The following is a 20,866-nucleotide window of genomic DNA, read 5'->3' on the forward strand; positions in this document are numbered from 1 at the left end:
ATGATTCACTCCCCCTTTCTCAGCCGATAGCCGCGACGACAGCCAGAGCGCCATTGACACCCTTGGTCACGCCTTTGCTGGACACAGTGGCGCCGGAAATGGCGTCCACATTGGAACCGACCTTTAAGGGCTGGTCGGAAGTCGTTTTGCCGATAAACTGATCCAACACAGGAGTTCCGTTGGCCAGAGGCAGGTTGCCCATGACCTTGGTGCCGATGCCGGAAGTCTCGGAGTTCTTGACGATGGAGACACCGGTGACAGCACCGTCGGTATCCACACCGACAACCATCTCAATGTCGCCCTGAGAACCGGCGGCCACAATTTTCACAGCATAGCCCGCATCGGAGCCGCCGTCGGTCACCTTATAGACGTTCTTAAGCGTTGCGCTGAAGGAAGACGCGGCGGCAGTCATTGCGTCGGTCACGTCGGTCTCCTCGAACTGAGGAGCAGAGGCCTGCTGGTAAACGTTGGACAGCGCCGTGTTGGTCTTCTCCAAGTTAAACGCTGCGATCTTGTCCTTCGTGATGCTGTTGACAAATCCAAGAACGCCCGCGACAATGACGCAGGTGATCAGCAGTGTCAGCGTCAGCTTTAAAATGTATTTGGGGTCCATATCGACTTTTTCCTTGGTCCTGGTTTCGTTACTCATTTCGCAGCCGCCTCCTTCTTCATATCGGACTTTGCGACGCCAAAACGAGTGGGCTTCATATTTCGGTCGATCAGAGCCGCGAAGCAGTTCATCACCATGATGGAGTAGCACACGCCCTCGTTGTAGGAGCCGAAATAACGGATAAACACGGTAAACAGTCCGCAACCGATGCCGTATACGATCTGACCCTTACCGGTGACGGGGGAGGTGGAGTAGTCGGTGGCCATGAAGAATGCGCCCAGCATCAGGCCGCCGCCAAAAATGTTATACAGCATCCACTCCACCGGGCTTGCTCCACCCCGGGGAAACAGCAGCGTCAACAGTGCCACGGTGCCGATATAGCTCACGGGGATCTGCCATGTGATGACCTTGCGGGCCAGCAGATAGACGCCGCCGCTGATCAGCAGCAAAGCGGAGACTTCACCCAGGGAGCCTCCGATCCTGCCGAGAAACATATCTAAAACGGAATATGTATCCTTCAGAGACTGGAAGGATGTAGCGATGTCGTCACCCTTCAGATAGGACAGCGGGGTGGCGGAGGTCACCACGTCGGCGGTAGAGCCGAACAGGGGAGACTTGGCCTGGAACTGAGCCCAGGCGGTCATGGTCCCGGCAAAGGAGGCCAGCATCGCGGCACGGCCCACCAGCGCGGGGTTTATAAAGTTCTTGCCGATGCCGCCGAAGAGCTGCTTGGCAAAAACAATGGCGAAGAAGCTGCCGATGATGATGGCGAAATAGGTCACGTCCACGGGGCAGACAAACGCCAGCAGAATGCCGGTAACCACCGCAGAGAGATCGCCTACGGACTGAGGCCGCTTTAAAAGCTTGCGGTACAGCCACTCCCACACGACGCAGGAAATCACGCTGACGCAGGTAACCGTCAGCGCCCGGACGCCGAAAGCCCATACGGACCAGACCAGCGCGGGCAGTAAGGCAATAATGACATCCAGCATAATAGAGCGGGTATTTTCCGCGGCGCGGATATGCGGAGAAGACGTGGCGATCAGTTTCAGATTCTTATAGTCGGTCATCTCTCACGCCTCCTTCTTCTCGTCTTTTGCGGCCGCCTGAGCGGCGGCTTTTTCAGCGGCGGCCTTGTCGGCAGCTGCCTTATCCTTTACCAACTGCTTGGCGGTTTTGAACATGTGGGTCAAATGCATCCGGGCGGGGCAGATATACGAACACGCGCCGCACTCCATGCAGTCCATGATATTGCTGGCGTTCAGCTCATCGACCATGCCCTTGGAGGCATACTGATACATAAACAGAGGCTCCAGATGCACCGGGCAGGCGGTCACGCACTTGCCGCAGCGGATACATTGGGGGTTCTCCACGGTCTGCTCCTCGTCCTCACAGAACGCCAGAACCGCGCCGGTGCCCTTGGCCACGGGAATGTCCGCGGTATACTGGGCCATGCCCATCAGGGGGCCGCCGGCGATCAGTTTATAGGTACCTTCCTTCACCCCGCCGCATGCATCCAGCAGATTGGCCACGGGGGTTCCGATGGGGCACTCCAGATTCTTCGGGTCAATGATGCCGGAGCCGGACACGGTAACCACCTTGCGCACCACGGGCATACCCTCGGTGATGGCCCGGTAAATGGCGCAGGTGGTGTTGATGTTGAATACGGCGCAGCCGATGGCGGAAGGCAGTCCACCGGGAGGGACCTGCTTTCCGGTGACGGCCTGACACAGCTGCTTTTCACCGCCCTGGGGGTAACGGGCGTGCAAAGACTCCACCACCACGGGGGCATGCTTTTCGGAAATGACCTTGTTCATGGAGTCGATGCCGTTTTGCTTGTTATCCTCCACGCCGATCACAACTTTATCCACACCAAACATTTTGGCCAGATAAATCGCGCCGCCGATGATCTCATCAGGGCGCTCCAGCATCGTGCGGTGGTCGCCGGTAATGTATGGTTCGCATTCCGCACCGTTGATAATAACCGTGTCCACTTTCCCGATGCCGCCGGAAATTTTCACGTGGGTAGGGAACGTTGCGCCACCCATGCCGACGATGCCGGCGTTTTTGACGATCTCAACCATTTCATCGACCGTCAGGGCGTCGGGATTCGTAGGAACTTTGACTTCTTCGCTCAGCTCATCCTTCATGTCGTTTTCGATCACGACAGAAACCATGTTGCCGCCCATGGAATAGGGGCGCGGCTCCACAGCCTTAACCGTGCCGGAAACGCTGGCATGAATCGGCGCGCCTAACCCGCGGAACTCACCGATCTTCTGGCCGACCTTTACGTGGTCTCCAACCTTGACGATAGGTGTGCATGGTGCGCCAAAGTGCATGGACATGGGGATAACCACCTCAGCCGGGGGCGCCAGCTGCTCGATGGCCTTTTCATTGGTGGCGGCCTTCATATCGTGGGGATGAACGCCGCCAAAGAACGCTTGTGCCATAGTTTTCACCTCATTTTTAGTCCTGGTTAGAGCAGCAAACGGCTACTCTACCACATACTGCGGATTATTTTACACCAAAAAGAAATAAATGTCCAGACTGTGAACGTTGGTTTTCACAGAAATTTGTGTGTTTTTTAACAAATCCTGCACAGCGTTTCAGCCTCGGACTTGCCAAGATTCTCTTCGCGTGCTACACTGAAATCGCGGCATACAGTTATTATGCACGCACCAATACATATATTAAAGGTATCGCCGCCGGTATACAGCGGCGCGGAAGGAGCGTTTTTATGGCGGAAGTGATTGACCGGCCTGGTCTGAAGGCGGAGATGAAGGGGATGCTGCGGGACTCGCAGGTGAGTGCCAAGGGGTTTGTGGCGCTGTATCTGCTGTTGGGCCTGATTTTGAGCATGGTGGACTCCGTTGCCAGCAGCGGAGGCACGATCTCCTATGGCAATCCGCTGGGAATCTTTGTCCGCATTTTGACCTCGCTCTTGAGCATGGTTTTATCCATTGGCTTTATCCTGTACTGTTCGACGGTCCGTCAGGGACAGCGGGCGGAATATCTGACTTTGTTCGACGGGTTCTCCTTCGTCGGAAAGGTGATCGGTCTTGCCATCGTGCAAACCTTTTTTATTCTGCTGTGGGCCTGCTTATTCATCATCCCCGGCATCATCGCCGCGTATCGTTATCAGTTTGCCTACTTTAACCTCTGTGAAAACCCGGAGCTTGGCTGCATGGACGCGCTGGAGCTAAGCAAGAAGCAGACCATGGGCTACAAGGGCCAGCTTTTCACGCTGGATCTGAGCTATTTGGGCTGGGAGCTGTTGGCGTCCTTACCCATTACCGTCTGGGGCGGTTACCTTGCAACCACGCAAAGCCCCTACCTGCTCAGCGGCGCCGCGCTTGAACCCGTATCCACCGGCGTGTCTCTGGGCATTGACCTTCTTTGCGGGCTGTGGGCTGTGGCCATACAGATTTTTTATCTGCCCACCTATCAATGCACACAATTGGGGTACTACGAGACCGCCAAGCGTACCAGCGGCGTCTCACCTCTCCCGTCCGTCAATCAGCCGGGCATCGACGACGGCGGAAGTGACGATCTGTTTTAATCGATCGCGACGGAGGCGGATCACGCGGACATAATTTCAGAAAATCAAAAATGCGGAAGCCGGAGCGCGTTAAAGCGTTCCGGCTTCCGGCCTTTTATCCTCGCAGAGATTCTCCGTACTGTAAAGTTCAGTCCTTGTGCATGCCACCCAATCGGCGAAGACTTTCCATAGCGTCGGCATACTGCTTCGCCATGGCAGTGGGATTGCCCCGCAGAATTCGAAGTGACTGGCGGTAGGTCTTTGCGGTCCGGGTCCTGATGACAGCCTGACGCTCCCGCAGCTTTTTCACCGCCTCGTCAAGCTCCGCCCGCTTCTCCGCAAAAGTCTCGCCGCTCTCCTCCAGCCGATCCCGGCAGCTCTCCGTGGCGGAGGCCACATTTTCAAGCGCGCTGAGCTTTGCCTCGGACAGAGTGCGCAGCGCTTCGGCCAAACCCTCTTCCCGCCGCAGCGTCCGTTCCGCTCTGTTCTTGATTCGCTTCTGCCGCTCCGCCTTCAGGCGGTCCTGAAGCAGGATGCGCTCCACCTGGGTCCTATCCCGGAACTTTTGCAGGTCCTCCTCCGCGAAGGCGGAGACGATCTCCACCCGCCGGGCCAGACGGCGCAACTCCTCGTTTTCCTCGGTGAGCTTTTCCAGCATTGCCCGCAGGTCCAGCGCGGCCTGTACGGATCGCACCGTATCCACGGTAAACGCTGCCACCAGTACCAGCGCCAGCGGCGCGGCGAATGCGGCGGGGATCGCCAGCACCAGCCGCGCGATGGGAGGATGGATGAGCTTCACCAGCAGAATGGAGAAAAAGCCCCAGGCAATACTGCTGCTGAGACAGATATAGCCGTTCATATTGAATTTTTGATTGGAGTAATCCCAATAGCGGACCTTGAAGATCCGCTCCATGGTCGCGCCGGTGACGTATTCCAACAGCGTGGCCGCCGTTGCGCCGCTCAGGTACAACAGGACAAGATGGCTTCGTACCGGAAGGGTGAACAGCAGGATCAAAATGGCTCCGGAGCCATAAATGGGCAGCAGCGGCCCGTGGAGAAATCCCCGGTTTACCCAGCTGCGCTGACGGATGGAGACATAACAGGACTCCCAAACCCAGCCGCACAGACAATAAAAGAAAAAGAACAGGACCCACTGGTCCGCCGAATAGGCGCGCAAAAAAATCCCTCCCTGATAAGTGTTCCGTCAGTCTACTCCTAATATGCCAAAAAATCAACCGCGCAAATATAAAAACCTATAAAAGAACAGGTTGCGCAAATAGGTTCGAAAAAGGCGGACTATGAACAAAAGCCCCCTGATGTAGGAAGATAGAACTACATCAGAGGGTATTATTATGAGCAAACAGGAGTGGATCATTATTTAGGAAATGGAGTCGTATATTGCTGGGTTTAAATTTTGTTCAGATAAAAACTGAGAGAAACTTGTTTTACTGTCTACACATTCTGGGACGGTTCCTAAATGCCTTCGGCGAGCTCTTTAATATCCGTTCAGTTTTGCAGAAGCTTGATTACCTGCTCCGTATCCTCTGGGGTCATGTCGGCCATGGGGTACATTAGACCCTTGGGAAGCTTGCAAATGACGAAAACGCCCGTAATATCCACGGTGTCCATTTCACCCACAGAGTCCACCAGATAAGCCGTCATGTTGGCCGGAAGATTTTTCCTGCCGCGGTTCTTATCCATTAGGATATAATAAAAGCCACGGTACAGCGAGAACATGTCTACCTCTGCGGACTGGAGTCCGGCGATGCTTTCATAGATCTCCTCGATCCGATCGGTTGGAACCTTCATATAGCAGAGGGACTGACCGGGAAATTTCACGAGAACGGTTGTTTTCGCCATGAATTTGTGCCCCTTTCCGGATATCCTGCCGATGCATGCCGCAGACCGAGGGTTTCTCTATAAAAAGACAGTTTAACGGATTTCTTCTATGATGTCAATGTGTGGAAACTTTTTTGCCTCCGAAGCGTCTAAGAAAATAATGAGCTGTGCGGCGCGTGCCGCGCGAAGTTTTTCTGAACTGGAGGAAAGTGACATTATGAGAAAGAGAATATGCAAGCTGTTGTCCCTGCTGCTGTGCGTCGCCATGCTGGCGGTTCCCACCGCAGGGGCGAGCGGCGGCGGAACGCAAAATACTCCCCAGGAACTCAAGATGCTGGAGGGAACGCTGAGCCGCGGGACAGGCGGCCTGCTGAGTGTGACCGATGGGAGCGGCGAGAAGACCATCGTCCATCTAAGCGAGTCCACCCGCGTTGTGAACGCGCAGACCGGCGCGGCAGCCGAGTTGGACCGTGTAAAGGATGGGGAGACGGTGCGGATGTATGTCAGGCCCGCCATGACACTCCTTCCCCCGGCCGAGGCCGTGGCGGTGCTGGCCCTCTGCGGCCTGTCCAAGAGCACCCCGGCTCCCACCTATCAGCAGGCGGTGGCGGTGGACGCGGTGGATGAAAGCGGCATCACCGTCACCACCAGCAAGGGCGGACAGATGACGGTCTCGTCCTCCGCCAAGGTCATGCCCTATCAGACGAAAAACGTCGTCACCTATCGGGACCTGATCCCCGGGTCGTGGTTTTTGACCTGGCTCGACGGTGGGGCGGTGAGCCGGGCGGTCCTGTTCCCCTATGACGGCCTGCCTTTTACCGATGTGGCGAAGGATTACTGGGCCTACGACGAGATTCTCGGCGTCACATCCAAGGGCCTGATGCGCTGCAACGAGACGCTGAAATTCCGCCCGACCGATGCCCTGACCCGGGCGGAGATGGTGCAGGCGCTCTACCATATGGCGGGCTGTCCCATGGTGATTCAATCCATGCCTGATTTCACGGATGTGCAGGGCGGGGGTGACTATATCAACGCCCTGACGTGGGCCGTGGGGAATAAGCTGGTCGGCGGCTATAAAGACAATACCTTCCGGCCCGACACCCCCGTGACCCGCCAGCAGATGGCGGTGTTTCTCTATCGCTGGGAACAGCACCGGGGCGGCGGTTTCAAGGGCGCGTGGATGTTCCTGTTGGATTACCCGGATCGGGACAGTATCTCGGATTACGCCTATGAGGGCGTTGCATGGTGCACGACTAACGGCATTCTGACCGGTCGGGCCGACGGGACGCTGGCCCCCGGCACCACCGTCACCCGCGCCGCCGCGGCGGCCATGATGCAGCGGTATCTCAGCCGTCAGGCCTCCGCCCAGAGCACCGACTGACGATCAAGGTAATACCCACGATCTGCGGCTGCCTGAAAACGAAAACCCGCCGCGCGGTCCCTTCGGACCGTGCGGCGGGACGCTTATGTACTTACGCAAAAACAACCTGTACCAGAACCATATAGAGGGCCGTGCCTCCGGCGATGGACAGCAGGACATTGCCCCTCCATCGGTGGAGCAGGATAACGGCGAGAATTGCCGCAGCCTCCGGAATTCCGTGGGGCGGGGCGGTAAAAGAGACGCCGCGCAGACAGTAGACCACCAGAAGACCCATGGCGGCGGTGGGCAGGAGCTTTCCCAGGTAAATGACTGTTTTCGGCACGGCCTTTCCCTCCGGGAACAGAAGAAACGGCAGCCATCGGGTCAGTTGGGTTCCCAGAGCCACAGCCAGAATCATAAGCAGCGTTTGAGGCGCAGTCAGGTACACAGCTGTTTCCTCCCTCCCAGCAAAACCGCCACGATTACCAACATGGCGGGGATGACCAGATTGTCCGCGCCGAACACGAGCAGGCAAAGCACCGTGGCGCAGATGCCGATTGCCCCGGCGGGACGGTTCTCACGTTTTTTCCACTGCTCCAGAAACAGCACCACGAACAGCGCCGTCAGGGCAAAATCCAGCCCAGTGGTGTCAAAGGGAATAAAATCCCCCAGAAAGCCGCCCAGAGCCGTGCCGCCCACCCAGTAAAAGTAGTCCAGCAGAGAGATGGAGAGATAGAAGCTTTTCCGGTCCACGCCCTCCGGCGGGTTCAGGGTGGAGACCAGGGAGAATGTCTCGTCACACAAAACGTAAATCAGCGGAATACGGGCTTTGCCAAGGCCGCGGTATCTCTCCAGCATGGAAAGGCCGTAAAAGAGATGGCGGGCGTTCACCATGCAGGACAGAAGAAACGCCTGAACCGGGTCAAAGACCGTGGTCAGCAGGGAGATCGCCACGAACTGCATACTGCCGCCGAAGGCGACCGCGCTCATGAGTGTGGACCACAGAGGGCCGTAACCCTTTGCGTTCATCAAAACGCCATAGGCAATGCCGAGGAAGAGAAACCCGGTCAGGACCGGGACCGTATGGGGAAACGCGGCGCGGAGGGCGGGGCCCAGGCGGCGGAGTTTTGCTTCACCGGAGGAGGTGTCCACGCACTCAGCCCTCCTGTTCCGCCCGCAGCCGGTCCAGTCTCTTGTTGCGGAAGTAGAGGACCACGTCGGTTCCGACCATCAGGAAATTCAGCACGTACAGGAAAAATACCCAGTCAAACCGCACCAGAACCTTGTTCAGCATGCCGCATATGTATCCCACCTCGATGATGAGCAAGAAGGACAGGCTCTTGCCCGCAGCGGACCGGGTGGTCCAGGATTTCCAGATGTTCATGGGCCAGGACAGACCGAAACAAATCAGCATCAAAGCCTCGAAAATACTCATGAAAGCCACTCCTCTTTCTTTTGAAACGAACCCCCGCGCCGGTCCGGCCGGACCGGCAGGGGGGTTCATACTTATGGACGCACCGCACAATTTACGGCTGCCGCCTTACATTTTTTCCGGCGCGTCCACGCCGATGAGACGCAGACCGTTCCGCAGAACCGCGCGGGTGCAGTCCGCCAGCTTCAACCGGGCACCGGCCACGTCGGCGGACTCCCCCTTAATGTGGCAAACCGTATAGAACCGGTGGAAGCAGCCCGCAAGCTCCTGCAAATACCGGTTGATAAAGGACGGATCGTAGTCTCTAGCCGCGATGCGGACAATCTCACAGAACTGGGCCAGCTGCTTCACCAGGGCCTGCTCCGTCTCGCCGCTCACCTGCGCCATGTCGATGTCCGCCATGGCGGGGACATGCAGTCCCTCGGCATCCATGGTCCGCAGCAGCGAGCAGATGCGGGCGTGGGCGTATTCCACATAGTACAGGGGATTTTCACTGTCCTCCCGGACGGCGAGGCCCAGATCGAATTCCATCTGGGTGTCGGGTTTGGAGTTAAAGAACCACCTGGCCGCGTCCACCGGAACCTCGTCCAGAAGGTCGTGCAGAGAGATGGCCTTTCCGGTGCGCTTGCTCATGCGGACAGCCTCTCCGTCCCGCAGAAGCTTCACCAGCTGCATCAGCACAATGTCCAGCTTATTAGAGCCGTCGAGGCCCAGCGCGTCCAGCGCGCCCTTCAGCCGGGCCACATGCCCGTGGTGGTCGGCACCCCAGATGTTGATGACCTTGTCAAAGCCCCGGACGGCAAACTTGTTGCGATGATAGGCAATATCGGCGGCAAAGTAGGTGTAGAACCCGTTGGCACGGCGGAGCACGTCGTCCTTCAGGTCCAGCTTTTCGATCTCCGCCTCTTTTTTTCCGGATTTACGGAGATTGTCAGCCAGAATCTCAGCCGTTTTCAGCCACAGCGCCCCGTCCTTTTCATAGGTAAAGCCCGCATCAAGCAGCTTGTCCACTGTGTCTGCGACGTAGCCGGATTCATGGAGCGTGGACTCGTAGAACCAGGTGTCGTACGCAATCTTGTACCGGGCCAGGTCGGACTTCATCTTCGGCAGGTTCACATCCAGACCGAATTGGGACAGAGTGTCCCGGCGTGTCTGCGCCTCCGCCTCCGCCAGCGCGTCGCCGTGCTGCGCACGGTAGGCTGCGGCAAGGTCGCGGATGTCCTCCCCCTGATAGCCGTCCTCGGGGAAAGAAAAACTCTCATCCCCGTGAATGAGCTGGAGGTAGCGGGCCTCGATGGACTGGGCAAACTTGTCAATCTGATGGCCCGCGTCATTGACATAAAACTCCCTTGAGACGTCCGCGCCGCAGAAGGAGAGGACGGAGGCAAGGGTATCACCCAGCACGCCGCCCCGGGCGTTGCCCATGTGCATGGGGCCGGTGGGATTGGCGGAGACAAACTCCACCATGATCTTCCGCCCCGTGAGATCGTCACAGGTGCCGTAGCCGTCCCCTTCGGTCTCCACGGCGCACAGCACATCCTGGAACCACGCCTGCCCCAGATGAAAGTTCAAAAAGCCGGGACCGGCGATCTCCGCAGAGTCGAAATAGCTGCCATCCAGAGCGAGACGCTCCAAAAGAGCCTGTGCGATGGCTCTGGGAGGCTGACGCAGGACCTTGGAGGCCGCGAGGGCAAAGGTGGTGGTGAAGTCGCCGTTTTTCGTATCCTTGGGGATCTCCACCGGGGCTTTGGCAATCACCGCTTCCGGCAACGCCCCGTCGGCCACGGCCTTGCGGTAGGCGTTCATTGCCAGCTCCGCTGCCTGATCTTTCGCTTTTTGAATCATATGGATCATGGTTCACGTACCTCTTTCTTTGGTGTGGATAACCTTTGCGTCAGCTTCTGGGCCGCACGCGAATCTTAAACGCGTTCTTCCCTGTGGCGGTGTGTTCAACCGCTATCGAGTATTTGATCTCCAAAAGACCGCCCCGCTCTGTCAGATTGTGGCGCAGCAGGCTGGTCTGAATGTCCACGCTCAGTTCACCCATCGGGGTTTCATATAGCGAAGTATGCTGCCGACCCTCCTCAAAGACCATCTGGGAGTTTACCTTACCGGACCGGGTCAGCAGAACGCGGGGACCCCGCAACTCAAACGTGGTGGTGGTGCCCTCCATACCGGTGAGGGCGCTCTCCTCATAACGCAGCCGCATCCCGCCCGGGAGCATGGTCAGCGTTCCCTCGGTGGTCAGCTCCGTGTTGTCCGGGTCGCAGTCATCGAAATACTGCTCTCCCCGGACGGAGAGGATGACAGGGAAAGGCACGGACTCAGTATCGGTCGATGTCAATTTGATTGGCTCCATGATGTAAATCCTCCTGCAAAAACCAGGAGGCGGTCTCCTCGAAACTCTCCACCCGGTCGCTGACATAATAAGTAGCGTCTCCCTGACGGGCCTCATCGTTCCGAAGCCTCTGGGCCTTCAGCATCCGCTTCAGCTCAAAGGCGGATTCCTCTCCGGCGGACACCAGCTCCACTCCCGGTCCCATGACCCCGGCGATGATCTCCGTCAGCAGAGGATAGTGGGTGCAGCCCAGGATCAACGTGTCGATGCCCGTTTCCCGCATGGGGTCCAGATATTCCCGCGCTATGGTCTCAATGACTACATCGCCCCTGTGAAACCGTCCATTTTCGACCAAGGGGACGAACAGGGGGCAGGCTTTCGAAAACACCTGAATGTCGGGGTCCAGCTCCGCCAACGTTTTCTTATAAGTACCTGTCCGCACGCTGGCCTGCGTGGCAATCATGCCCACCCGTTTGTTTTTTGTCACGGCGGCGGCCCGGGCGCAGGTGGGCTCCACCACGCCCACCATGGGCAGATCATTTTCCGCCTTGAGCGTTTCCAAAGAGGTGGTGGACACGGTGCCGCAGGCAATCAAAATCGCCTTGAGATCAAAGGAGCGCAGGAACCGCACGTCCTGCCGGGCATATTTTAAAATTGTCTCCCGGGAACGCCCCCCGTAAGGGACGCGGGAGGTATCTCCAAAATAAATGAGATCCTCTTCCGGCAAAATCTTTTTCAGAGAGCGGACAGCGGTGAGCCCGCCGAGGCCGGAGTCAAATACGCCGATGGGTCGTTTATCCATGAAAAGTGCCTCCAAATCTGTCGCTGGAAAGACTATATCTTATCATATAGCCTCAACTTGACCATTATACTATGTATATTTGTCCCCGGCAAGTCAGATTTTAGGCTTTTTTCCCGGTTTTTTAGGTGGAATTTCAGAATTGGATTTGATATAATGCTGGGAGAAATCAGCGGCACGGTTGGGGGAACCGGAGCTGGGAGGTGTTTGCCGTGAAGATCGAGCTGACGGAACAGCAGTATCGCTATCTGCTGGACCTGGTATACATAGGAAATTGGGTGATGAACTCCGCCCGTGAGGATGACCGCATCAAGGAGTATGACGCTGTGGAGAGTCTGATCTTCTCCCACTGTCCCGCCCACGGAATGCGGAAGCTGGCAGAGCGGCTGGACGGGGAGATCATCCCCTCCCGCGCGTTTGCCGACGGCGGGATCCACGAGGCCATCGCGGACTACGAGGACGTGGTGTTCTATGAGATTCTGGCGGAAGAGCTGGCACTGCGGGATATGGACGGAGAGCCCATGACCCGGGAGAACTACAACGAACTGATGGAGCGCATCGACACCTATATGGACGAATTTGAAGAAAATGGGACGGATCACGTCTGCGTGGATTTGGACGAGTAAAGGGATGCGCTTTTGAGGCAGAGAGAAAACGAGGAGGAACGCCATCATGGCAGAAAAGGCAAAGGTTTATTTTGCGGATTTCCGCGCCCCAAGCTGGCGAGAGAATCTGCCGCAGAAGCTGGCGCGGCTGATGATGACCGCCGGTTTCGGCGACATCGACATGGACGGGAAATACGTGGCGATCAAAATGCACTTCGGCGAGCCGGGAAATCTTGCGTACCTGCGGCCAAATTGGGCCAAGGTCGTGGCGGACCTCGTCAAATCCCAAGGGGGAAAGCCCTATCTGACGGACTGCAACACGCTGTACGTGGGTGGGCGAAAAAATGCGCTGGACCATATTGAATCCGCCTATGTCAACGGATTCTCTCCCTTTTCCACCGGCTGCCACATCCTGATCGGCGACGGCCTTAAGGGCACGGACGAGGTGCTGGTGCCGGTAGAGGGCGGCGAATATGTGAAAGAGGCAAAGATTGGCCGGGCTGTGATGGACGCGGACGTGTTCGTCTCCCTGACCCACTTCAAGGGCCATGAGCAGACCGGTATGGGCGGAACGCTGAAAAACATCGGCATGGGCTGCGGCTCCCGGGCGGGCAAGATGGAGATGCACAGCTCGGGAAAGCCCTTTGTGAAGCAGAAGCGGTGCATCGGCTGCGGCGCCTGCGTGAAAATTTGTGCCCACGATGCGCCTCAGGTTGTAGACCGCAAGGCGTCCATTGATCAGGACAAGTGCGTGGGCTGTGGACGGTGTCTGGGCGTGTGTCCGAAGGATGCCATCTGCGCCGCCAACGACGAGGCTCCCGGGATTCTGAATAAAAAGATCGCGGAGTACACCAAGGCAGTGGTGGATGGGCGGCCCTGCTTCCACGTGTCGCTGGTGCGGGATATCTCTCCCAACTGCGACTGCCACGGGGAGAACGACGCGCCCATCACCCCGGATGTGGGCATGTTCGCTTCCTTTGATCCGGTGGCGCTGGACCAGGCCTGTGCCGACGCAGTGAACGCGCAGCCCGCCATGCCCGGCTCCGTGCTCTTCGACGAGGGACAAGACTGCACCTGCGGAGATAACCTCACCGCCGCCCACGCCGCCACCGACTGGCGCGTATGTCTGGAACACGGCGAGAAGCTGGGGATCGGCACCCGAGAATACGAATTGATCAAAATCTGAGAGACGGGGGCTTCGGAAATTTTCTGAAGCCCCCATTTATTTGCGCTTATTTCAGTTTGTCCAGCGTCAGAGAGAAGCTGTCCATGAACGTTTCCAAAAAATAGGTTACCTCCGGAAGGTCGAAGTTCTCCAGTGCGGCGCGGGTCTGCCGGGCCGCATCCCGGAATTCGCCGTTTCCGGCCTTGACCTCCTCCACGCACTTGATGTAGGCGGACAGCTTGTCCGCCGCCTTGACAAGGATGCGGATCTCCGGGTCCGGGATCTCCAGAATCGGCTCATAGGTCCCCTGCAGCTCCGGCGGCAGCATTTCCAGCAGCTTTCGGTTGGCCACCGCCTCCACCTCCTTATAGGCGGAGCGGATGGAGGGGTTAAAGTATTTGATGGGTGTGGGCATGTCGCCGGTGAGGATCTCCGACGCATCGTGATACAGCGCCGCCACGGCCACCGCCCCGGCGTCCACACGGCCGCCGAAGCGCTGGTTGCGGATGACCGCCAGCGCATGGGCCAGCACTGCCGCCTGATGGCTGTGCTCCTGTACGTTTTCCGTGGCGGTGTTGCGCATCAGCGCCCAGCGAGAGATAAACCGCAGGCGGGACAGATAGGCGAAAAAGTGGCTTTTCATGGCGTCTCCTCCAATTTTCCCAGCAGGGCGGAGCCCTCCACGCCGGTGATGCGGGTTCTTACTACCCGGTTGTGGAGAGCCTCGTTCCCGTTTATTAGAACCTCCATATAGTTGGGTGCATGGCCGAAAAATCTGCCGCTTCGGGGCTGCTCGTACAGCACGGGATAGACCTGCCCCACGCAGCCGGAGAGATACGCGCGGTGGAGCTCGTCCGCAGCGGCGGCGGCCCGTCTGGCCCGGTCCTCCTTCACAGAGGACGGCACCTGCTCCATCTCCGCCGCTGGGGTACCGGGGCGGATGGAATAGGGGAAAATGTGTATCCGGGCAAACCCGCACCGGCGGATGAACTCCAGAGACTGGGCAAACTCCTCCTCCGTTTCGCCGGGAAAGCCCACGATCATGTCGGTGGTGACCGCCGGACGGTCAAAATGGGCGTTCAGCAGCTCCACGGATTGGAAATACCGCTCGGTGTTGTATTTCCGGTTCATGCGCCTGAGGGTTTCGTCGCAGCCGGACTGCATGGACAGGTGGAATTGGGGGCAGAGATTGGGAAGCTTTGCCGCCCGCAGGCAAAAATCCTCCGTGATTGTCCGGGGCTCCAAACTGCCCAGCCGCAGCCGAAGACCCGGTGCGGCGGCGCTGAGGGCCTCCATCAGGTCAATGAGGCTCTGCCCGGTTTTCAGTTCCGCACCCCAGGATGAGATTTCAATGCCGGTCAGGACGATTTCCCGATAGCCTGCCCTTTCCAGCTCCTGCGTCCGCTCCACCGCTGTTTCCAGCGGCAGGGACCGGATCGGCCCGCGGGCAAAGGGGATGATGCAGTAGGAACAGAAGTTGACGCATCCGTCCTCCACCTTCAGCATGGCGCGGGTACGGCCCTCCAGCCCTCCGGCGGGGAGAACCTCAAACGCGCGGCGGTCAAAGGCCCGGTCCATGGACTCCATAGGCCTGCGGTCCTCCAGCTCCTGCTCCAGAAGGTCCACAAAGCCCATCCGGTCCCCTGTGCCGGAGATCAGGTCCACATCCAGCTTCCGCACATCCTCCGGGTGGGTCTGGGCATAGCACCCGCAGACGGCCACCACCGCGCCCGGATGCTCCCGCCGGGCGCGGGAGAGCATCTGGCGGGATTTCTGGTCGCTGACGGCGGTGACGGAGCAGGTGTTGACTACATACGCGTCCGCGCCGTCGGCAAAGGACACGATTTCATGGCCCCGCCGGCGAAGCTCCTGCTCCATGGCCTGCGTCTCATACTGATTCACCTTGCAGCCCAAGGTGTAAATGGCGACTTTCATGGATTCTCCTTGCTATTTCAGACAATTTTCATTATAATAATTAAGACTGTGCAATACAAAGCTGTGCCGTGAGCGGCACAGCTCCATTATACTTGCAATTTATCTCTGGGGCAAGCCCCAATCAAAGGAGTGTTTCCAATGATCTACCTCGATCACGCCGCTACCACGCCGGTGCCCAAAGCGGTGGCGGACGAGATGTACCGTGTGCTGACGGAGGAGTACGGAAATCCCAGCTCCCAGTATGCCTATGGCCGGGAGGCCCGGCGGCTGGTGGACGACTGCCGAGGGAAAATCGCGGACGCTCTTGGCTGTGAGCCGGGGCGGCTGTTTTTCACCGCCTGCGGCACGGAGTCCGACAACTGGGCGTTTACCGCAGCTCTGTGGCAAAACCGGCGGGTGGGGAAGCACATTGTCACCACTGCCGTGGAGCACAGCGCGATTCTGGAGCGGTGCAGATGGCTGGAACAGGACGGGTACGAGGTCACCTTCCTGACTCCGGACCGGGACGGAAACATTCCGGCGAGAGAAGTGCTGGAAGCCGTCCGGCCCGACACGGCGCTGGTGAGCGTCATGCTGGTGAACAACGAGACGGGGAACGTCTATCCCGTGACGGAAATTGCCGCCGGGCTGAGAGCCAAAAACGAGAAAACGCTGTTGCACACCGACGCGGTGCAGGGCTTTTTGAAGGTCCCTTTCTCCGCGCGGTCGCTGGGTGCGGATTTTATCTCCCTCTCCGCCCACAAGATCGGCGGGCCCAAGGGCATCGGCGCACTGTACATCGGCGAACGGGTACGCAGTCCCCGCCCTCTGCTGCCCGGCGGCGGACAGGAGTCCGGCTTCCGCGCCGGAACGGAGGCCACCGCTCAGATTGCCGGCTTTGCAAAGGCAACGGAGCTGCGGATGGATGGACTTTCGGAAAAACTGCGGCACATGGCGGAAATCAAAGCTTACACCATGGAGCGTCTTGCGGAGATACCGGATCTGCGGCTGATCGCAAAGGGGACTGCGCCCCACGTGCTGTCTGTCTCCATGCCCGGCTATCCCAGCCAGAACGTGGTGAACGATCTGTCCGACGCGGGCATCTGCATCTCTGCGGGGTCCGCCTGCCACCAGGGAAAACCCAGTCAGGTGACCGCCGCGCTTGGCCTTGAAAAAAAGGTGGCCGCCGGAGTGGTGCGGCTGAGCTTTGGCCCGGAGACCACGAGAGAAGAGATCAATGCGGCCGCCGCCGCTCTGAAAAAGCACCACGATACGCGCTTTCCCATGCTCTGACGAGGAAACGAGGCGAGGGAGGGGAAGTATTTAAAATAAAACAAAAAATGAGGTAACTATGTTTTCCGTCCTTCGCCAAAAACCCGGCTTTTACGGTCGGCTGTGGAAGCTGGCGCTTCCTATGATCCTGCAAAATCTCATCACCACATCCCTGGGCTTTGTGGATACGTTTATGGTAGGACTTCTGGGCAACGACGAGCTGTCCGCAGTCACAGCTGCCAACACGCCTATTTTCCTGGTGCAAGTCATCATTTTTGGCATTATGAGTGGCCTCACTGTGCTGGTATGTCAGTACTGGGGCAAAGAGGACACGGTTTCCATCAATCGGGTGATGGGCATTGCCGCCTATGCGGGGATCATTGTTTCCGGGATTACGGCGCTGCTCCTGTTTTCCTTTCCGGAGGGAGTGATGGCCCTTGTCACCAACAATGCAAAACTGATTGAGCTGGGCGCGCCATACGTCCGGATCGTGGGCATCTCCTATGTGTTCAACGCCGTCAGCTCCGTATATGTGGGAATGCAGCGGAGCACGGAGAATCCCGGCTTCGGCATGAGAGTGTTTGCGGTCTCCATGTTTTTAAATACGTTCTTGAATTACTGCCTGATTTTTGGAAACCTTGGCGCGCCCCGGCTTGGCATCACCGGCGCGGCGGCTGCGACACTGGCCTCACGGGTGGTGGAGTTTGCCATTGTTCTGGGCTATGCGCTTACCAACACACGGATTCCGCTGGTTCCAAAGGTTCTGTTTCACCCAGGCAAAGCCATGCTGAAAAGCGCGGTGGTCTACGCCGGGCCGGTGATCCTGAACGAGACGCTGTGGGGGCTCGGAACCACCATGATGACCGTCATTATGGGGCATATGGACATCAGCGCGGATATGCTGGCGGCTTATGCGATTATGGGTAATATTGACAAATTTTCCACGGTGGCCTGCTTTGGCGTGGCGGGAGCCTCTGCCGTCATGGTGGGCAAACGCATCGGGGAACAGGCGGATAAGGAGGAGATATACAGCCTGAGCTGCTGCCTGCTGCTGGTTTCCTTTTTGCTGGGGACGGGGATTGCCTTGGCGCTTGCGATCGTATTGCCCACGGTGTTCATCCCGATTCTCTATCCGCTGTTCAGCCTGACGGAGACGGCTACGGACGTGGCGGTAACCATGTGCGTGGTCTACATCGTGACGATGCCGCTCAAAGCCTTCGATGTCACCAATGTTACCGGCATCCTGCGCGCGGGCGGCGACGCGCGGGTAGCGGCGATTTTGGACCTATGCCCGCTGTGGCTGGTGGCGGTGCCGCTGACGGCGTTGACAGGGCTGGTGCTGAACGCGCCGATTCCATTGGTGTGCTGTGCCATTTATTCGGAGAATTTCTGTAAAATGCCGGTGGGCATCGTCCGGCTCCGTAGCCGGAAGTGGATCAACGACGTAACCATCTGCGGGAGGAGCTGAGAGAACGTGGACAGTTTGTTTTGCTGCCCCTTGTGCGGCGCGGCGCTGGAGCGGACTGAACGAACGTATGTCTGCCCTGCGCGGCACAGCTTTGATCTTGCGAAAGAGGGCTACACCTATTTGCTGCCGGTGAATCAGAAACACTCCGCCGCCCCGGGGGACGACCCCGGCATGGCCGCAGCCCGGCGGGATTTCCTCTCAAAGGGCTACTATCGTCCTTTGTTGGACACCCTGTGCGCGCTGGCAATTTCTCATACGGAGTCGAAGCCGGACATTTTGGATGTGGGCTGCGGAGAGGGATATTATACCGCCGGCATGTATCAGGCGCTCCGCGCCGCAGACAAGCGCCCCCGCATGGCGGGGACGGATATTTCCAAATCCATTCTGCGTCTGGCGGCAAAGCGGGAGAGGGACGTGGAGTTCGCAGTGGCGTCCTCCTACCATCTGCCGCTGGCGGACGGAACCGTTGATCTGCTGCTGGACTGCTTTTCTCCGCTAGCCATTGAGGAATTTCGGCGGGTACTGCGCCCCGGCGGGAGCTTTTTCTATGTGGTGCCGTCGGCAATGCACCTGTGGGAGCTGAAGGAGGCCCTCTACGACACACCCTATCCCAATGAGGAAAGGCAGACGCCCTACGAGGGGTTTTCCTATGAGTGCATCATTCCGGTGGAGGGCCGTGTGGAGCTGAATTCCCAGGAGGAGATCCACGCCCTGTTTCAAATGACTCCCTACTACTGGAAGACGCCCAGAGTGGGCACGGAGCGCCTGGCGGCAATGGACCGACTCAGTGTCCGCACCGGCTTTCGCATTCACGTGTTTCGGGCGGAATAGGGCGCCGAACATGAAAAAAAATTGCTGCCGAAAGGCAGCAATTTTTTACTGGTTCCAGTCTGTAATTTTATACCCGGCCCATACTGGCCCGCTGAAGACTGAACATGGCGGCGCAGAGCCGCCGCTCCTCCTGCTCCGGAACGGAGTGGAACGCGCAGCCGCAGCGATAAGCCCCGTCTCCTGCGGATACCCACCGGACCTGGAGCGGCAGGGAGAAGGGCTGGGGATCGTGGTACAGCCGCAGACCCGTTACCGCCAGAAGATCGTTCATGCGAAAGGAATGGCTGGACCGAAGCTGCAAACCGCCCATGCCCACGTCCAGAATCTCGCACTGGTCATAGTCCCTGGAATAATAGGCCGCGGTCAGTGTTTCACCGTTTTCCGGAAGACCCAGCAGGTTCCGCACCACGGCAGACAGGGAAACCCTCTGCCGGAAGCTGGCACGCTGCTCGTCCTTTAGACGGGTCAGCTCATCCATTTTCCAGAATTTATAGGTGCTGCCCCGGACCCGCCCCGTCCAGACGGGAATGGGCTGGTGGGGTGTGCGGAACACCAGCTTGTAGTGGCTATTATAGATCACGGAGGGCGCGTCGGCATCCAGTGTGGGGAACAGGCGGAATGAGTCCCCGTCAAAATCCTTCACATCCGCCAGAAAAACCGGTCGGTCGTCTATTCCGCGTACCTCGCAGTGGTACTGCGCGGCTTGTTCAAACTCACTGAGTGGCTCCTGCTCTTCCTCAGGCTGGGGAACGCTTTTTTTGAAAAAATGGAACATGACGGCGCTCCTCTCCTGTAATTCACACATAATACTTTCAGTTTATTAATTTTATCATGTATTTTCCCGGGATTCAATGGCAAACACGGATATATTACGGATTAAAATATGCAAAAGGCAAACTTTTTAGAATTTCAACATCCATAAAGCACCGCGGCAGGGGATTCAATTCCCTGCCGCGGTGCTTTATGCCCAGTCAGCTACTGTGGCTGGCAATATCTATTCGCTGCAGCTCCAGAATAGCGGCGCACAGCCGGTCTTCATCCCGGATGCTCATGAGCTCAAAGAAACAGCCGAACCGTGATTCTACGGAGCTGATCTGTTCGGCCCAGCAGACCTGCACGGTGAACACAAAGGGCTGAGGCTGAGACTGATCCAGCCAGAGGTTCGTCAAAAGCAGGTGATCGCCCGGCCGATAGTGATCCTGCCCCCGAAGCTGGACACCCCCCAAACTTACATCCACCACCTTGCACAGCCGGGAGTAATACAGGTTCTCACCCCGGGGACTGTCGGGGTATATCGCGTTGATACACAGTGCGTTGGCCCGCAGAGAAACCGGCTGGCGAAAATTGACCCGCTGCTCATTCCGGTGGCATTTGACAAGATTGTCCAGCTTCCAGAAAGAACGGGAACTCCCACAGACGTTTCCCGTCCACACCAGCGCGGGCTTCTGGGGAACGTGCAGGATCAGCTTAAATTCGTCATTATAGATCACGGGAGGAGCTTCCCGCCCTCCGGCGGGCCAGACGCTCAGCGCTTTGCCGTCCAAACCCTGCACACGGCCCAAAAAGACCAGCGTGTTGTTGGGTTTGCGTACCTCGCACAGGTGGCCAACCGCTTCACGCAGCTCCGCCGAGGAGGCTTGCTGAGATGCCTCGGGTTTCTTTTGCGAGTCGGTCGTTTTGAATGCCATGGGCAGT

22 protein-coding genes are annotated in these 20,866 nt (G+C 58.1%); 7 read left to right on the top strand and 15 right to left on the bottom strand.

Annotation, left to right across the window (positions count from 1 at the left end; all coding sequences use genetic code 11):
- Positions 1-19 precede the first annotated feature (19 nt).
- From ABWQ15_RS06900 to rsxC, 3 genes are read right to left on the bottom strand one after another with little or no spacing between them, the layout of a single operon-like run.
- Entirely contained in the window at positions 20-649 is a 630-nt protein-coding gene (locus ABWQ15_RS06900; RefSeq protein ID WP_353908022.1) for an RnfABCDGE type electron transport complex subunit G, read from the bottom strand.
- On the bottom strand, positions 646-1,680 hold the full coding sequence (locus tag ABWQ15_RS06905; RefSeq protein WP_353908023.1) for an RnfABCDGE type electron transport complex subunit D: 1,035 nt from the start codon (positions 1,678-1,680) through the stop codon (positions 646-648). The genes ABWQ15_RS06900 and ABWQ15_RS06905 overlap by 4 nt, the downstream gene beginning before the upstream one ends.
- A gap of 3 nt (positions 1,681-1,683) precedes the next feature.
- Positions 1,684-3,060 carry an electron transport complex subunit RsxC gene (rsxC, locus tag ABWQ15_RS06910; protein ID WP_353908024.1) on the bottom strand — a complete coding sequence of 459 codons (1,377 nt, stop codon included), beginning with the start codon at positions 3,058-3,060 and terminating at the stop codon, positions 1,684-1,686.
- A gap of 287 nt (positions 3,061-3,347) precedes the next feature.
- Between rsxC and ABWQ15_RS06915 the strand changes: the two genes are divergently transcribed.
- Complete coding sequence (locus ABWQ15_RS06915; protein WP_353908025.1) at positions 3,348-4,169, top strand: DUF975 family protein; 822 nt, start codon at positions 3,348-3,350, stop codon at positions 4,167-4,169.
- 127 nt (positions 4,170-4,296) lie between these two features.
- On the opposite strand, the gene ABWQ15_RS06920 is transcribed toward ABWQ15_RS06915, so the two are convergent.
- Both ABWQ15_RS06920 and ABWQ15_RS06925 read right to left on the bottom strand, forming a co-directional pair.
- Entirely contained in the window at positions 4,297-5,325 is a 1,029-nt protein-coding gene (locus ABWQ15_RS06920; protein ID WP_353908026.1) for a putative ABC transporter permease, read from the bottom strand.
- Between the two features lie 329 nt (positions 5,326-5,654).
- Positions 5,655-6,008, bottom strand: coding sequence for a hypothetical protein (locus ABWQ15_RS06925; protein ID WP_353908027.1), 354 nt, complete (start codon positions 6,006-6,008; stop codon positions 5,655-5,657).
- A 196-nt stretch (positions 6,009-6,204) separates the two neighbouring features.
- On the opposite strand from ABWQ15_RS06925, the gene ABWQ15_RS06930 reads away from it, so the two are divergent.
- Positions 6,205-7,368 (top strand): S-layer homology domain-containing protein, encoded by a 1,164-nt coding sequence (locus tag ABWQ15_RS06930; protein ID WP_353908028.1) that lies wholly within the window; start codon positions 6,205-6,207, stop codon positions 7,366-7,368.
- A gap of 91 nt (positions 7,369-7,459) precedes the next feature.
- On the opposite strand, the gene ABWQ15_RS06935 is transcribed toward ABWQ15_RS06930, so the two are convergent.
- From ABWQ15_RS06935 to murI, 6 genes are all read right to left on the bottom strand, one after another.
- Complete coding sequence (locus tag ABWQ15_RS06935) at positions 7,460-7,795, bottom strand: branched-chain amino acid transporter permease (RefSeq protein ID WP_353908029.1); 336 nt, start codon at positions 7,793-7,795, stop codon at positions 7,460-7,462.
- On the bottom strand, positions 7,786-8,499 hold the full coding sequence (locus ABWQ15_RS06940) for an AzlC family ABC transporter permease (RefSeq protein WP_353908030.1): 714 nt from the start codon (positions 8,497-8,499) through the stop codon (positions 7,786-7,788). The genes ABWQ15_RS06935 and ABWQ15_RS06940 overlap by 10 nt, the downstream gene beginning before the upstream one ends.
- Before the next feature lie 4 nt (positions 8,500-8,503).
- Positions 8,504-8,782, bottom strand: a complete 279-nt coding sequence (locus ABWQ15_RS06945; protein ID WP_353908031.1) for a hypothetical protein — start codon at positions 8,780-8,782, stop codon at positions 8,504-8,506.
- A gap of 105 nt (positions 8,783-8,887) precedes the next feature.
- The gene (argS, locus tag ABWQ15_RS06950; protein ID WP_353908032.1) at positions 8,888-10,633 is read right to left on the bottom strand and encodes an arginine--tRNA ligase; all 1,746 of its coding nucleotides are present in this window, start codon (positions 10,631-10,633) and stop codon (positions 8,888-8,890) included.
- Between the two features lie 40 nt (positions 10,634-10,673).
- Positions 10,674-11,138 (bottom strand): YwiB family protein, encoded by a 465-nt coding sequence (locus ABWQ15_RS06955; RefSeq protein ID WP_353908033.1) that lies wholly within the window; start codon positions 11,136-11,138, stop codon positions 10,674-10,676.
- Positions 11,104-11,919, bottom strand: a complete 816-nt coding sequence (gene murI / locus ABWQ15_RS06960) for a glutamate racemase (protein WP_353908034.1) — start codon at positions 11,917-11,919, stop codon at positions 11,104-11,106. Before murI ends, ABWQ15_RS06955 begins: the two co-directional genes overlap by 35 nt.
- Before the next feature lie 209 nt (positions 11,920-12,128).
- Between murI and ABWQ15_RS06965 the strand changes: the two genes are divergently transcribed.
- A complete protein-coding gene (locus ABWQ15_RS06965; protein ID WP_353908035.1) occupies positions 12,129-12,542 on the top strand; it encodes a hypothetical protein in 414 nt (137 codons plus the stop codon).
- A gap of 46 nt (positions 12,543-12,588) precedes the next feature.
- Entirely contained in the window at positions 12,589-13,707 is a 1,119-nt protein-coding gene (locus tag ABWQ15_RS06970; RefSeq protein ID WP_353908036.1) for a DUF362 domain-containing protein, read from the top strand.
- Positions 13,708-13,753: 46 nt separating this feature from the next.
- On the opposite strand, the gene yfbR is transcribed toward ABWQ15_RS06970, so the two are convergent.
- Both yfbR and mtaB read right to left on the bottom strand, forming a co-directional pair.
- On the bottom strand, positions 13,754-14,329 hold the full coding sequence (yfbR, locus tag ABWQ15_RS06975) for a 5'-deoxynucleotidase (RefSeq protein WP_353908037.1): 576 nt from the start codon (positions 14,327-14,329) through the stop codon (positions 13,754-13,756).
- Positions 14,326-15,621 (bottom strand): tRNA (N(6)-L-threonylcarbamoyladenosine(37)-C(2))-methylthiotransferase MtaB, encoded by a 1,296-nt coding sequence (gene mtaB / locus ABWQ15_RS06980; protein WP_353908038.1) that lies wholly within the window; start codon positions 15,619-15,621, stop codon positions 14,326-14,328. Before mtaB ends, yfbR begins: the two co-directional genes overlap by 4 nt.
- Positions 15,622-15,759: 138 nt before the next feature.
- On the opposite strand from mtaB, the gene ABWQ15_RS06985 reads away from it, so the two are divergent.
- The 3 genes from ABWQ15_RS06985 to ABWQ15_RS06995 are packed head-to-tail and all read left to right on the top strand — an operon-like array spanning position 15,760 to position 19,171.
- Positions 15,760-16,893, top strand: a complete 1,134-nt coding sequence (locus ABWQ15_RS06985) for a cysteine desulfurase family protein (RefSeq protein ID WP_353908039.1) — start codon at positions 15,760-15,762, stop codon at positions 16,891-16,893.
- Positions 16,894-16,951: 58 nt separating this feature from the next.
- Positions 16,952-18,340, top strand: a complete 1,389-nt coding sequence (locus ABWQ15_RS06990; RefSeq protein ID WP_353908040.1) for an MATE family efflux transporter — start codon at positions 16,952-16,954, stop codon at positions 18,338-18,340.
- 6 nt (positions 18,341-18,346) lie between these two features.
- Entirely contained in the window at positions 18,347-19,171 is an 825-nt protein-coding gene (locus ABWQ15_RS06995; RefSeq protein WP_353908041.1) for a putative RNA methyltransferase, read from the top strand.
- A gap of 67 nt (positions 19,172-19,238) precedes the next feature.
- Here ABWQ15_RS06995 and ABWQ15_RS07000 read toward each other — a convergent pair whose 3' ends face one another.
- Positions 19,239-19,946, bottom strand: a complete 708-nt coding sequence (locus tag ABWQ15_RS07000; RefSeq protein WP_353908042.1) for a PilZ domain-containing protein — start codon at positions 19,944-19,946, stop codon at positions 19,239-19,241.
- 196 nt (positions 19,947-20,142) lie between these two features.
- Complete coding sequence (locus ABWQ15_RS07005) at positions 20,143-20,859, bottom strand: PilZ domain-containing protein (protein WP_353908043.1); 717 nt, start codon at positions 20,857-20,859, stop codon at positions 20,143-20,145.
- Positions 20,860-20,866 lie beyond the last annotated feature (7 nt).

Source organism: Oscillibacter sp., from assembly GCF_040505565.1.
In the GTDB taxonomy this organism is placed as follows: domain Bacteria; phylum Bacillota; class Clostridia; order Oscillospirales; family Oscillospiraceae; genus Oscillibacter.